11 protein-coding genes are annotated in these 13,583 nt (G+C 39.5%); 1 reads left to right on the top strand and 10 read right to left on the bottom strand.

Features of this window, described 5'->3' with window-relative positions; all coding sequences use genetic code 11:
* Positions 1-268: 268 nt before the first annotated feature.
* The 5 genes from DESDI_RS04645 to DESDI_RS04625 form a co-directional block, all read right to left on the bottom strand.
* Positions 269-931, bottom strand: coding sequence for a TorD/DmsD family molecular chaperone (locus DESDI_RS04645; protein ID WP_015261483.1), 663 nt, complete (start codon positions 929-931; stop codon positions 269-271).
* An 81-nt stretch (positions 932-1,012) separates the two neighbouring features.
* Positions 1,013-3,856: a molybdopterin-containing oxidoreductase family protein gene (locus DESDI_RS04640; RefSeq protein WP_015261482.1), complete on the bottom strand. Its 2,844-nt coding sequence runs from the start codon at positions 3,854-3,856 to the stop codon at positions 1,013-1,015.
* 40 nt (positions 3,857-3,896) lie between these two features.
* Positions 3,897-4,817: an NrfD/PsrC family molybdoenzyme membrane anchor subunit gene (nrfD, locus tag DESDI_RS04635; RefSeq protein ID WP_015261481.1), complete on the bottom strand. Its 921-nt coding sequence runs from the start codon at positions 4,815-4,817 to the stop codon at positions 3,897-3,899.
* Between the two features lie 14 nt (positions 4,818-4,831).
* On the bottom strand, positions 4,832-5,413 hold the full coding sequence (gene dsrO / locus DESDI_RS04630) for a sulfate reduction electron transfer complex DsrMKJOP subunit DsrO (RefSeq protein ID WP_015261480.1): 582 nt from the start codon (positions 5,411-5,413) through the stop codon (positions 4,832-4,834).
* Between the two features lie 199 nt (positions 5,414-5,612).
* Positions 5,613-6,248 carry a response regulator gene (locus DESDI_RS04625; RefSeq protein WP_015261479.1) on the bottom strand — a complete coding sequence of 212 codons (636 nt, stop codon included), beginning with the start codon at positions 6,246-6,248 and terminating at the stop codon, positions 5,613-5,615.
* Between the two features lie 341 nt (positions 6,249-6,589).
* Here DESDI_RS04625 and DESDI_RS04620 point away from each other — a divergent pair, with 341 nt between their 5' ends.
* The gene (locus DESDI_RS04620) at positions 6,590-7,891 is read left to right on the top strand and encodes an IS110 family RNA-guided transposase (RefSeq protein ID WP_015261055.1); all 1,302 of its coding nucleotides are present in this window, start codon (positions 6,590-6,592) and stop codon (positions 7,889-7,891) included.
* Between the two features lie 11 nt (positions 7,892-7,902).
* On the opposite strand, the gene DESDI_RS17815 is transcribed toward DESDI_RS04620, so the two are convergent.
* The 5 genes from DESDI_RS17815 to DESDI_RS17540 all read right to left on the bottom strand — a co-directional run bounded on the left by DESDI_RS17815 (position 7,903) and on the right by DESDI_RS17540 (position 13,478).
* A complete protein-coding gene (locus DESDI_RS17815) occupies positions 7,903-8,103 on the bottom strand; it encodes a hypothetical protein (protein WP_156801096.1) in 201 nt (66 codons plus the stop codon).
* Between the two features lie 105 nt (positions 8,104-8,208).
* Positions 8,209-10,497, bottom strand: coding sequence for a PAS domain S-box protein (locus tag DESDI_RS04615; RefSeq protein WP_156801113.1), 2,289 nt, complete (start codon positions 10,495-10,497; stop codon positions 8,209-8,211).
* A 14-nt stretch (positions 10,498-10,511) separates the two neighbouring features.
* Positions 10,512-11,507, bottom strand: coding sequence for a phosphate/phosphite/phosphonate ABC transporter substrate-binding protein (gene phnD / locus DESDI_RS04610; protein WP_015261477.1), 996 nt, complete (start codon positions 11,505-11,507; stop codon positions 10,512-10,514).
* A gap of 349 nt (positions 11,508-11,856) precedes the next feature.
* Positions 11,857-13,089 (bottom strand): Csac_0668 family 2Fe-2S cluster-binding (seleno)protein, encoded by a 1,233-nt coding sequence (locus tag DESDI_RS18555; RefSeq protein WP_015261476.1) that lies wholly within the window; start codon positions 13,087-13,089, stop codon positions 11,857-11,859.
* A gap of 77 nt (positions 13,090-13,166) precedes the next feature.
* A complete protein-coding gene (locus DESDI_RS17540) occupies positions 13,167-13,478 on the bottom strand; it encodes an ArsR/SmtB family transcription factor (protein ID WP_015261475.1) in 312 nt (103 codons plus the stop codon).
* Between the last annotated feature and the right edge of the window lie 105 nt (positions 13,479-13,583).

Below are 13,583 nucleotides of genomic sequence, written 5' to 3'. Positions count from 1 at the left end.
ATAGAGCCATCCTACAATTTCGAGGATGGATTATTCCGGTTTGCGCTCCCGCAACATCCTTGACCCCGATTAACAAATGCAATGGCATACTTTTGTCTTACTTCTTCTCGATCAATATCCATACCCTCACACTAATAATATTTTTAACCAGAATTATAAATATTATTTTTTTGATGTATCGGCTTTATCGGGAAAACCATAATGACTCTCGCACACCAATGCAAGAGTCATTATAAAACAGACGGGAAGCAAATTATTTCGTTAGCTTTTACACCTCTTCCAAAGCCAACATATGTGTATCAATTAACCCTATCAAAAGAAGGGCAAATCCTTTAAAGAAATCTTCTGTTGTCAACTCAAGTAGACATTGTACAAATTTCGGAATCCATGTGATCATATATTCATGCATAAAACTCGACTGCATTTGGATAAGAATCCTCAATTCATCTGCATCCACGGTTTCATTTAATTCTAGAGCCCTAGTGGTCAGGTAATTGATATACTCAAGTTCTGCACCTAGAAAGTCATCCGGGACAGAACTCATATTCGACATTACAATATTACTTTCAAGATAGTGCTTACGTACTTCAATTGTGCTTTCGTCCATAAGTTTCGGTTTAGGTTCCTTACTTAAATAAATAGAAGCATAAGGGCTTACTGGTGCCTTACCTGGGCCAATAAATAATCTTGTATATTCTCTATTTAAAACCACTTCACAAGAAGCAAGGTCTTTTCCATCTAGTGCCTTTTGAATCGTAATAATGCCTTTAACTAGATTGTCATCACCTTCTTCTTCATTGAGAGATTCACCATAAATACTTTGAAAACGTTCTAACAGTTCCTTTTTTGGGCCTAAAGTAATGGTTTTGCTTAGGAAACCATAGAGTTCACGTTGTGTTATAAAGATCTGTTTAAGTTCTTCGATTTCCACTAATTCAGCCTCCATTCTTTACTAGAGGGGTATGGAGCCAGGGCGAGCCTCTGGCTCCAAATTGAATCCTATTAAAACTTTTTATGCTTTTATAACTTTGATAATCATATCCGCATAACAGGGCATACCCATAATCGGACTATGAGCATTCGGATCGACTAAACCACTATGGTTCGGTGTATAATCCTTGTTCTTAGAAGTTGGGCCTATTCCAGGGGAGAAACGACCTCCCGTACCAAAACCAAGTTTGATCGTTCCAGGCCTCATTCCCTCTGTAACGTAAACTTTACCTTTTTCTTGTGCTCCAAGGGGATTTTCCAAAATGGCTAAATCGCCAGTTTTTAGACCTAATTTTTTAGCATCATCGGCATTAATGGCAATCGTCCCCACACAGAATGTATTCTCTTTAAATTCCTTTTCAACTTCCTCTAACTCATTATTAGCATTCATATCAATGATTTTATGCTTAAAGGAATTATTCAAAGGCATCCATATACCTTCTACAGGAGCCTCTGATAACCAAGGTACCATTTGTGTTCCTGTCATCGCATGGTGAACACGGCCGCAGATGAGCTGGAATGGATACTCATCCTTATACTTTGCATACTCCTTATTAGTATAAGGGTTCCATTTTGTTTCGAACCAGTAGAAGGTATTTGGATATTTATCATATCCAATCTCTTTTAATCCGCGTGGAATAATACCCGTTTCCGCGATGAGTTTGTTGTATTTATCATAAGCACTAAATGTGAATTCAAACAATTTAGAGTTCGTTTTGGCTACAGCCTTACTTGCTACATGCTTACCTGCTTCTTTATCAAATACCTTAAAGCGATTCCAACTCATGGGCCATACGGCAACCCCTTTGTTCTTGCGCATCCAATCAACCGTAACTAGTTCGCCTTTTACAACCTTTTTCTCATGGTCAATTGTTACACGACCAGCATCCAGTGAATCAGGTGTTCCTTGAAGTTTATAACCTAATGGAAGGTGAGGATAAGGAATAGGTTCTCCAGCATGATTGCGACCTGGTGCGGGTGCGAGCATTTCATTAACGAAATCTTCTTCACTCTTATACTTATCCCAGAAATCACTTGCTTTGAAGTCTGCATCACCAAGTTCACTTAATTTTTTAGCAATCATATTCATGATGTCGGTCGGACATTTAGCCTCATGAAGTGGTTCAATTACTCGATCTCTTAACCAAAGAACTTGATGTGATGGATACACATCAGAGAGACTCATCCGCTCTGCATAACTTGCTTCCGGAAGAATGACATCTGCGTACATTCCGGTTTCCAAGTAGAGCGTGTCAATATTGACGACGAGTTCCACTTTATAATTCCCATTAGAATCCTTTGCAGTCAAAGCGTCAATCCAGTCTTTAGTATTTCCTCCGGTCATAACGGGGTTACCGGTACGAATCATAAAGCCTTTAATCGGATATTTATGTCCCTTGAGCGGCCCATAATTTAGAGCAACACCTTCTCTAAATCTTCTTGGATAGTCGCCCACTACATCATCCCATGCAGCAGGCCAATCTCCATACCAATCCATGTGAAGATGTTCAACTTCTCCTTCAACTTCTTTGCCGTCCACTAATCTTTTTACCTTTTTCTTCTTGAGGCTAGATCCTTTAGCATCTCCACCCTTATCACTCTTCACAAGTTCTGTGTCAATTGCCCCGCCTGGTACGTCGATATTTCCAGTGATAATATTGAGCGCCGTTCCTAAAATTGATGCTGGATAGCCATTGTAATGGTGGCCTGGGCTTTGCATCCCCCACACGAGTGCTGCTGGCTTTGTGATTCCAAATTCGTGAGCGACTTGAGCAATCTGCTCTATAGGAAGTCCGGTTCTATCTGTTGCCCAATCAAGACTAAAGTAAGACTTACCGTTGATAGGATCAGTTTTGCCCCACCAGGATTTGAATTCCTTCTCAAACTCATCCCAGCCAACACTGAGCTCTTTGAAACTCCAATCAATATATTTCTTTAACGGATCATTGGGATTGTCATTTTCGATGATATATCTTAGCATTGCCGCAAAGAGGTCACCGTCTGTACCCGGCCTAATTGGTAACCATTGATCAGCTTGAGATGCCGTATTCGTATGTGCTGGGTCGACTACAATAACCTTACAGCCGTTTTCAACTTTAGCCCCCACAGTTCCGCGACTCTCATAATTGATCCGTGTAGCAACAAATGGGTTCCAACCAACATAAATAATAAGTTTTGAATAATAGGTGTAGTCTTTTTTCAGACTACCATCTGGCTGTCTAACGAGGACAGGACGCATAACATCAGGCTCGATGCGTTTGCCGCCCAACATAAGCTTAGGACCATGACGACGTGGCGTATCACAAATGGAACCATGCTCTACACAGTTTGGAGTCCCGAAAGCATGAAATAAGCGATAATATTGATCCCTATCAGTAACGTCACCAGCATCCATAATTACTGATTCAGCACCGTAATTCTTTTTAATCTCAACCAATTTCTTGCCAATGTAATCAATAGCTTCTTCCCAGGTTGCTCTTCTAAACTTACCTTCTCCGCGTTCCCCCTCTCGAATCAGAGGATACTTGTTCCGTTCAGGGGAGTATATCAGTTGCATACCAGATGCACCTTTAGCACAACACGCGCCATCGTTAAAAGGACAGCTATCGTTTCCGTAGATTTTTGTAATGCGGCCGTCTTTAACCCACATTTCCATTGCGCACTCACTCGGGCACATGACGTCCGCGGTATACTTTACTTCAACATTTCCTAAACTTTTTGCCAGTTTCTCAGATTCCTCTGCTGAAACCTTTTTTATGTTCAGCATATTCGCGCCGAAACCCATTCCTGTCGCAGCTGTAACAGCAGCAGAAACTTTTAAGAAATTCCTTCTTGATAGAGAAAAGGAATTATTTTTGCTAGACATAGTATACCTCCTTGACTAATTCTTTATTTCGCACTAAAACTTAGGGCATTACTGCAGCGAGACCGGCAAATACCAAGGAATACCTCATCGAAAACACTCCAATTAGTAACAACACTGAAACTACTGTAAACACGGTTCGATTTTTGTTTACATTTCCAAAGAGTAGAAGAGCAAGCGGTGCGAGTAAACCCAATACTAACTCGCCAACAACAAACCATCCAGAACTCCAAAGAGTTTGTACAGCTAATTGTGATTCAAGTCCAGAAGTAGCTAAAATTATACTTCTTGAGGCAATCCATATTAAGCTAATTACAATTAAACTAATTGCAAGCGTTTTAGCTGAAGAAACTAACTTCTCACTTAACTCTTTTTTTGCTGTAAATCGAACAGCAAGTATAAGAATAGCAAGTCCGGCAAGTAGACTAGTGGTTATGAAGTATACAGGTAACAGCTCAGTATTCCATAAGACTTTCGCTTTAATTACACCCAATTCGAACCCAGGGTAGGCACTCAACAATAACGCGAAAATAAAGACTAGCGTGTTTAAAACCTTATTGTCGCCACTTGCTGTGGCAGCAGTCTCAGCAACGGCTTGGGAAGAAGCAGAACCTGTAATAAATCTCATCGCAAATAAAACCAACGTAATACCGTATAAAATCAGAAGCCATCCACCCCAAGACATAGGTGAATGAACATTAAAATTAAGTGGATTAATTACATACAAAAAACGCATTGGTTGTTGCAAATCAAGAATCAAGAACAACGGAGCTAGTGCAAGGGCAATTAAAGAAGTAAATGCCGCCGGGCGAACAAGGACATCATAATGCTTCATCCCAAATACTGTACTTAAAGAGGCAATCATTAAGCTACCTGCACTAATGCTTATTATAAAGAAATATAATGGAACCAATGCCTCCCAATTTGATTCATTCATAAATGTATACATGTTATTAACCGTCAATTGATTTCCCCTCCTTACTTAGGCTGTTGATTAAAATCAGCCGATATATAAAATACTTGAGGTTTTGTTCCTTGTTCCGGTTTAATCACTTGAACAGCATTAAGGGAAATGAGCTGTGAAATCTTGCTGTTCGGGTCATTTAGATCTCCAAAAATCCGTGCCTTTCCCATACAGTTTTTCACACATGCTGGTTCTCCACCATTATCTACACGATGATCACAGAAGGTACATTTGTCAGCAACTTTTTGGGTTTTACTCATATAACGAGCATCATACGGGCAGGAAACTACACAGTAACCACATCCAATGCATTTCTCCTTATCAACTAGAACGATGCCATCCTCACGCTTATAAGAAGCTTTAACAGGACAGACCTCTACGCAGGGAGCATTTTCACAATGATTACAAAGCCTTGGCTGATAATATCTCTTTACATTTGGAAAATCACCTTTTTCAGTCATGTTTACCCAGGACCTAAAAACACCAAAAGAGACTCCATTCTCCATTTTACAGGATACCGAACAAGACATACATCCGACACATTTTCTCAAATCAATTACCATGCCGTATTTTTTTTGTTTGTTTTCTTGGGGCATAACCTGACCTCCTTACCAATTTTTATTAAGATTTTAATAATTTAAGAAAAGTTAGGCATCACTCCTTATACCCACTTTCACAATCCTAAGTTTATTGTATTACAAAAAACAGGGTGCTTGAATCAGGCGAACGCAATAAAGAATTACTGCAATCACCTGAAAAGCACCCTAGGTAAACACCCTGGTTTAGACACAATGATTATTGAATAAGACCCCTTTTTAAAGCATACTTAGTTAATTCAACCTTACTATGAACACCTAACTTTTTCATTAGATTTGATCGATGATAATCAACCGTTTTTGAGCTAATATTTAATATAGGAGCAATTTCGTTATTGGTGTGTCCCTTTGCTAAAAGTATGAGAATCTCTCTTTCTCGCTCTGTTAAAGTTTCATATTCATCTTCATTCCCATGTCTATAAGCATTGACCACAATTTCTGCTATTTCAGGGTCTAAAAATGAACGTCCCTGATACGTTGCTCGGATGGCATTAACCACTTCATCTGCCGCAGCCCTTTTGAGAACATAACCAGATGCACCAATTTTTATAGCGGGAAGAATATATTCTCTATTCTCATATTGTGTCAAAAGAATGACTTTAGTCTTAGGAGCCCCTGCCAATATATCCTTAGTAGCGGTTAGCCCATCCATCCCTTTCATCGCAATGTCCATTAGTACAACATCAGGATTTAGTTGGAGTACCATCGAAATTGCTTGAGCCCCATTATCAGCTTCACCAATAACTTCCAAATCGCTCTGTAAGTTTAACAGCAGCCTAATACCCTGACGAAAAATAGTATGGTCATCGACCAGAAAGACCTTGATTTTCTTCATTTCTTTCCTCCTTGTAAGATAGATATTGGGTTAAGGTTATAAAACCTACCCGAACGTTCTTTGAAACCATAATCCTTATTGTTCAGATGAATGAGCTGACACTCTACGTAACCAATATCGCTAAACCTCTGGTATAATCATTTTTGGTCAGAGAGATAGATGTGCGTTCCTCCTGGATCCCTCTTTTGAGGCTTATCCGTGAAAAAGCGTGTCACTCCACAAGAATGGTTCGATGTTTAGCTGGTTGGGTCACGTTCTCGTGTTACCCGTTTCAAATGCAAGGTTGTTGACATTCTTTTTTAGTGGATGCTCTGATTCATCTGTTGAAAGGTTGTGTTAATTTGTCCCAGTTTCTTCATGATTTTGTTGTTGGAATCGATGTTTCTTCTGAATTCTCAATCGTTGCAATGCTCGCTCCCTCCGGGGAACTAATCCGCAAACCTTTTCGGATTGATCATAATCCTGCTGGCTTTCATAAACTGCTCGATATCCTAAAAAAAGAAGAAGAGCGGTTAGAACGAAAGCCCATCTACTTCGTAGAATCTACGGGTATCTTTCATTTACCACTCTTCTTCTTCTTGAGGTCGAATGACCTCCAAGGTTTTGTGCTCAACCCCTTGAGTGTTCATTCTATCAAAAACTTTGACTTAAGAAAAGTGAAAAATGATCAAAAAGATGCTGAAGCGATTGCTAGGCTTGCTAAATACCAAGATGTTAAGTTTTCTCTGGTTCCTGAGCCTCAAATTCTGGCTCTACGCATGATGACCCGAGAATATTATGCTTTGTCGGATACCCTCACTGAGATGAAGAATAGGCTATGCACCGATCTCTATCTTCTTTTCCCAGGATTCCTTGATGTGTTCTCTAATATCTTTGGCAAAACAGCTTTAACCGTTCTGAAAAAGTTCCCTTCACCGCGAGCCATTCAGGCGGCTGATACAGAATCGCTAACTTCGCTTATTTCGAAAATCAGTCGTAAGGGTACGGCTTGGGCCGAAAAGAAGGTGAACTTACTCAAGGACTGCGCGCAGCTTGCCTCATCCATGCCTCATGAGTTCTCTTTGCTGGATGCTAAGATCAAAGTCCATATCGATGGGATCAAAAGCATGCAGGCCAGTTTAGACGGGATTGTAAAGCAAATTCATGCGATGATAGACTCTGAGCTCTTTCCTGCTGATGCCAAGCGGAATATTGAGCTTCTTGATGGCATACCCGGTATTGGCTTTCTAACGGCTGCTACGCTCATTGCGGAGATGGGAGACTTCAGTCTTTTCAAGTCTGCTAAGGCCTTTACAGCCTTCTTTGGGATTGATCCATCTGTCAATCAGTCTGGAAAATTCCAAGGTGACAGAAACAAAATCTCTAAGCGTGGCACACGGATAGGGAGAAGAATTCTGTTTACCATCGCTATGGCTTCCATTCGTACAACGCGCAAAGGTGATGAGATTAATCCGGTTCTGCGAGAATTCTACGCGGCAAAATGCGTTAACAAGAAGAAAAAGGTAGCTCTCGTAGCCGTAATGCATAAACTTCTCCACTACATCTTTGCTGTTCTTCGTGACCAGAAACCCTTTGAGATCAGGCAACCTAAGGATCATCAATCCTGGAGAAATACAAAGCTCAGTCAAGCACCTGCGGCTTAAACATCTCTTTGTTACATGGTTGTAAGTTTGCCCGTGTCAAGGGTGATGCGAGGAATACCGGAGGCCCTTAGGCCGAGGATATGCTCGCCATCATCCCATTGACACGGAACAACACCAGAAGCTTGAAGACGGCAAAGTCTCTTAAGCCCCAAAGTATTACCCCATATTAAAGAGAGTTTGCCTGGCAAGCGCCGAGCGTTTCGTTCCCTCATACATCGATTTGGTCATTGTTCGGATTTTTCAATGGCTTGGTTTCCTGTACCCATTTTTTCTTGGACCTTGAAACTAATCTTTTTTACATTACACCTTGACTTTAATTAGCTGGTCTCAAAATCAGGAAAATCCAATTTCAATGATATCCGGGTACCACTATCAATCCTAGATTTAATATCTATTTCCCCACCTACTAATTCTGCTCTTTCCGTCATCCCTAAAAGTCCTAGAGACTCTTTTCCATCGATTTGACTAAATGCCTTTTCTATATTAAATCCGACACCATCATCTTCTATAAACACCTCTAAAGAATTCAGGTCAAATTGAAGTCCTACATAAACATTCTTGGCATTTGAGTATTTGATTGCATTAGTGATTGATTCTTGGACAATACGAAAGATGGTCATCTCTATGTCATCAGGAAGTCGTATGGGATTTCCAGCAAACGTCACATGGGGTTTCATCCCTGTAGTTTCCAATCGGCTTTCTACATACCACCGAATTGCGGGCATCAAACCTAAATCATCCAAAAGAGATGGTCTTAAATCATATATTATTTGATGCAACTCTTTTAGGATCATTGAAGTCTTATTCTTTAAATCTTCAAGAACCGTTAAGGCATACTCTTGATCAAATTGCATAATTTCAATAGCAGACTTTAACCCAATACCTAGCGCCGCTATGGTTTGACTACTTTCATCATGCAGCTCACGTGAAATTCGTTTCCGTTCTTCCTCTTGAGCTGTAATTACCTTATTTAAGAGCTGCTTTCTTAATATTTCTTTTTTATTGAGTTCAACCCACAACTCTGCATTTTCTATAGCTACACCTAGCTGCAACCCTATGGAATTCAGCAGGTTAAGATCTTCTTTTGCAAATGACTCCAAGTCAGAAGCGATAATATTTAAAACTCCTAGAACTCTATCTTTATAACTCAGGGGTACATAGACATGACTTAAAGCTTTTGTTCCATCAGGCAAATATAATTGTTTAATAGGACAAGCTGTACTCAAAGAGGAATGTACTTGAATAGAATTCGAATTGGGGGGTGGAAAGTTGGTACACCTTTGAAATTGCTTGGTCTGAGCTAATGCTTCTTCTGGTAGAATGCCGATTTGACACATGAGTTCAGCTTTATTCACATCGTCTCTCTCATTATACACCAAAATCCAACCAGCTTGCTTTCCAACAACCTGAAGTATTGTATTCAATGCCTCGTCTAATTTACCCTTAAAATTCATTTGACCACTTATTGCCTTAGAAAGCTCATTCAGAGCAGCTAGTTCACGATTTTTGCGGATAATTTCCATAGAAGTCTTCTTTTTTTCGGTTATATCTCTGTTAATACAGATAATGGCTTGGCTACCTTCGTAAGTAATATTACAATAGCTTGCTTCCAAGTAAAGTTTCGAACCGTCTTTTCTTTCGATGGCAATCTCTATTTGCTTTGGTAGTATTAACCCGCGCTCTGAAAGAACCCAAACCTCCTCAACCTGTTTTCTGCTTTCGGAATCTACGATTTCATTCCCTTCCATTTCGAAAAGTTCTTCTTTTGAATATCCTGTTAAATTTTCGTATTGCTCGTTAACATACGTCATGGCGCTTTTGTGATTCTCACTGTCTTGGAATACTACAATCCCTTCTCCAGCAGCACTTATGGCTTCAAGCAATGTTCGATTACTCTCTTCAGACTGGCGGAGCATCTGCATACCCGTAAATAAATCCTTTCTCATTCGGTTAAGACATCCCGCAAGTTCTACAATTTCATCCCTACCCCTTATAATAATATCCTCTTCGAGATTACCCTTACCCAATCGAAGAGCATGAGAAGCTAACTTTTTTAATGGCCTTGTAATTAAAGTACTTAGAACTAACGCTGCCACGGCTCCTATCAAAACTCCATAAACCGTTAGATTTAACATAAGATTTCTAACATTATAAGTCCATTGAGAAATAATATCCTGACTGAATCCAACATGAATTTCAGCATTAAGCCCCTCTAAAATACGAACTCCTACATCACGGATTAAACCTTGTGACTGTACATTTAAGAGCATGGTGTTTGTAATTTGATTTGATTTAAGTATATTAGTGTTTGTCAAACTGCTTGGGAAACCTCCACTAAATGTATGGGCGATCACTTTCCCATCATTATCGATGACATAAACATAGGAAATTCCTGAGCCTGTTTGTAATAGATTTTCTATTGTTCGCTGTACTATGAGAACGTTTCCATCTAGAAGGGGATTAGCAACGTTATCAGCAGCCATCCGTGAATACGTTGAGCCCTGTTCCTCTAATTGTTGAGTCATTGCTTGTTCGACGATTGTAGAAATAGCGCCCATAGTTAAAAGCCCCATGACAACGATCAATATTACGGTAATGATAATCATCTTGGTGCTTAGTTTCAATTAATTTCACCATCCACTTTCTTTAATAACCCGAATTTATCAGCCCAATTTCTTAATGTATTATAATCCTCATCGTTTGCTTGTGTAAATCCATGTCGCATTTCAGATCTCTCCCAATGATAAAGGCCAACTTTTTCCTCTCCTTCAGGATCAAATTTTATTAATGCCTGAGTAATTCTAGAAACTACATCTCCACTAACACCTTTGGAAAAAGCAATACCACTGCTAGGGTATTCCTCTGAAACAGCTACAATTTTCAGAAGCCCATCAGTTTCAAGTGATTTTGCAAGGGTATCCTGAATACCACCTGCATCAAATCGACCACTCATAACAGCATTAGCAACTTCGGAGTGCGAAGCAAAGTTCTGGTAATACTTCAGCGAACTCATTTCAATCCCTTTTTGTGATAACATGATTCTTGGAATCAAGTGCCCTTGGGTTGAAGTTGGGTCGCCGAAAGCAAAGGACTGCCCTCTTATATCGGATATCCTCATTATAGGACTATCGGGACGGGCCACAATCGCGGCTTTATACCTATCTTTGTCCTCTATGTTAAGCCCTTTTACAGTAATGACTGCTCCGTAATTTTCAGAGGCTTGCAAGTATCCCAATGTACCAATTGCTGCCATTTGGATTTTTCCTTGTCCTAACTCCTCAACAACACTCGATTTGACTGGAGTAACATGTATTTTAAAATTATACCCAGTCTCCTTTTCCAAATATTTTAGTAGGGGAACATACATCTTCACATCTTCTTTTGTCTCTAGCCTTCTGTCAAAGCCAAAATAGATAACATCTGAGGAGTCGGGAGAATTGGAGCGAACTTCCGTATAGGACCGGTTAGTTAAATCGATATCGATCGCTTTTTCTCCCTGATTACTACAGCCTGCAAGCAGGGTTGATAGCAAAAAAAAGAACAGAGCAATAACTTTATAGGATGGAAAATCCAATTTAATTCTTAGAAAAAACTTAAATTTCTTATGAATAGTCAAAATGTTTCACTCCATTGAAAAAGTTTTTAGGGGCTCAGAACGCTCCCTCAAATTTTAATCTATCACAAACTTAGTTTTCCTTTTATACTATTACAATTTTCTCAAATATAATCTTTGCTTAGAATTCGACATTAAGACCATAAACCCCTTGCTGTTTTACATTTTCGAGCTATCATCAGGCAAAATAATAATGAGCCGTATTCATTGCAAATTTCACACGCGATTCAGAAATATTTTATTTACATCATGAAGAAGCTATCAGAACAAATCGGGGGACCTAATCGGCCCCCTGATTTGTTCATGCCATTATAGCCATGATCTGGGATAAAATCAAATCATGGCTAATTTATTATTGCATTGATAACCCTTTCTCTATGGCATTTTGAATAATTCCATGACAGCATTTGCCTAACGGGTTATTCTTTTGGCATTGCGAATTACTCATTGCTCCAGTGATCTTTATAACTTCACTCATATTGCTTGCACCTTCTTTTATTACAGCGTTTATCACCTCTTGTTCAGTAACTTTACTGCAATAACAAGCATATTTAGGATTAGCGTCATTTTTAAACCATATAGGTACTTTTATCTGTTCCTTGTTAAATTCAACATTGGACTCTTTATTATAGTAAGAAATATCACATTCTTCATTCATGCACAAAAAATAATCAACATCACCAACTTGTTTTATTAGTTCATCAATTACCATATGCTTTATTGTAATATTTTTGACAGGGACACCTTGTTTATCACATACCGGGCACAGGTTGATCCTCGGCTTGGTTGCCCAAATAAAACAGCTCACAACTGCTCCTTGAAATTCTTTAATCTCTTCTTCAGTCAATTCTTCTAGCATACCCTGCAAACTGGGGTCCTCAAGATCATATTCACGAGTAACCAGAAGCTCGATATTCTCAAACCCTGCATTGGACAGCTTTCCACGATATTCTTCTTCGGTCATTGCCCCGGCGATACATCCAGCCCAAGCAAGGATACTGTCTCTAATTTTCTCTGGAAGAGGTCTCTTTAATACAATATCGGAAACGGCAAAGCGTCCCTGAGGCTTTAATACACGGTAGGATTCTTTTAAGACTTTATCTTTGTCTCCCGAAAGATTAATCACACAGTTCGAGATGATAACATCGACAGTTTTATCCGATAAAGGAATCTCCTCTATATGTCCTTTCAAAAATTCTGCATTCTCAACACCGGATTTCCTCTGATTTTCTCTTGCCACAGCCAGCATTTCCTCGGTCATATCTAATCCATAAGCTTTTCCTGTCGGGCCGACTCTTTTAGCCGAGAGAAGTACATCCAGTCCGGACCCGCTCCCTAGGTCGAGAACCACCTCTCCAGGGTTTAAGGTAGCAAGTGCTGTAGGGTTTCCACACCCGAAGGAGTTCGCGATAAGATCGGAATCTAAGCCCTCTAACTCCTTCTCATCGTAAAGATTACTCGTTATAGGATCTGCCGCATTATTGGCGGAATCACTACAGCATCCAGCACTCCCGCAACACCCTTGACCCCGATTAACAATGGCCAGAGCATACCTCTGTCTTACTTCTTCTCGAACATTATCCATTCCATTCCCTCACTTTATTTCATATTTTCAACTAGAATACATCAACCTTTTTTGATGTGTACAAGTAAAAAAAGAGGCTAAAGATTATTGTCTAAAGTAATCTGTCTGATGTATTCCCTTAATGTCTCATGATTAAGAGAGTAAAACTTCCATTTGCCTCTCGTTTCCTCTTTGATTAATCCTGCTTCGGTTAACTCTTTCATATGATAAGAAACCCTAGACTGTAACATCCCAAGTGTTGATACTATATCACAATTACATAGCCCTTCTTCTGGGGAGTTACAGCAGACTTCTTCGAGTTCACCCCTTTCAAACTTTGATAACATCATCAGGATTTGATAACGGTTCGGATCACTTAGTGCTTTTGAAATAATAGTAATGTTATTCATGAATATATCATATCAAAAACATTTGATATGTCAATCTAATTATTGCGTTTCTCTTCTCTTCTTTTTATAAAAAAATGATTATAATAGAAGTTGTATCATTAGGGT

It is taken from the genome of Desulfitobacterium dichloroeliminans LMG P-21439 (assembly GCF_000243135.2).
In the GTDB taxonomy this organism is placed as follows: domain Bacteria; phylum Bacillota; class Desulfitobacteriia; order Desulfitobacteriales; family Desulfitobacteriaceae; genus Desulfitobacterium; species Desulfitobacterium dichloroeliminans.
The sequence above is the reverse complement of the archived record's forward strand: the minus strand, read 5'-3'. Positions and strand labels throughout refer to the sequence as shown.

Bases quoted from the DNA above. Each gene is read 5' to 3' on its own strand.
- DESDI_RS04640 (WP_015261482.1), bottom strand. From the start codon at position 3,856: ATGTCTAGCAAAAATAATTCCTTTTCTCTATCAAGAAGGAATTTCTTA.
- dsrO (WP_015261480.1), bottom strand. From the start codon at position 5,413: ATGCCCCAAGAAAACAAACAAAAAAAATACGGCATGGTAATTGATTTG.
- DESDI_RS04625 (WP_015261479.1), bottom strand. From the start codon at position 6,248: ATGAAGAAAATCAAGGTCTTTCTGGTCGATGACCATACTATTTTTCGT.
- DESDI_RS17815 (WP_156801096.1), bottom strand. From the start codon at position 8,103: ATGAGGGAACGAAACGCTCGGCGCTTGCCAGGCAAACTCTCTTTAATA.
- DESDI_RS04615 (WP_156801113.1), bottom strand. From the start codon at position 10,497: ATGATTATCATTACCGTAATATTGATCGTTGTCATGGGGCTTTTAACT.
- DESDI_RS18555 (WP_015261476.1), bottom strand. From the start codon at position 13,089: ATGGATAATGTTCGAGAAGAAGTAAGACAGAGGTATGCTCTGGCCATT.
- DESDI_RS17540 (WP_015261475.1), bottom strand. From the start codon at position 13,478: ATGAATAACATTACTATTATTTCAAAAGCACTAAGTGATCCGAACCGT.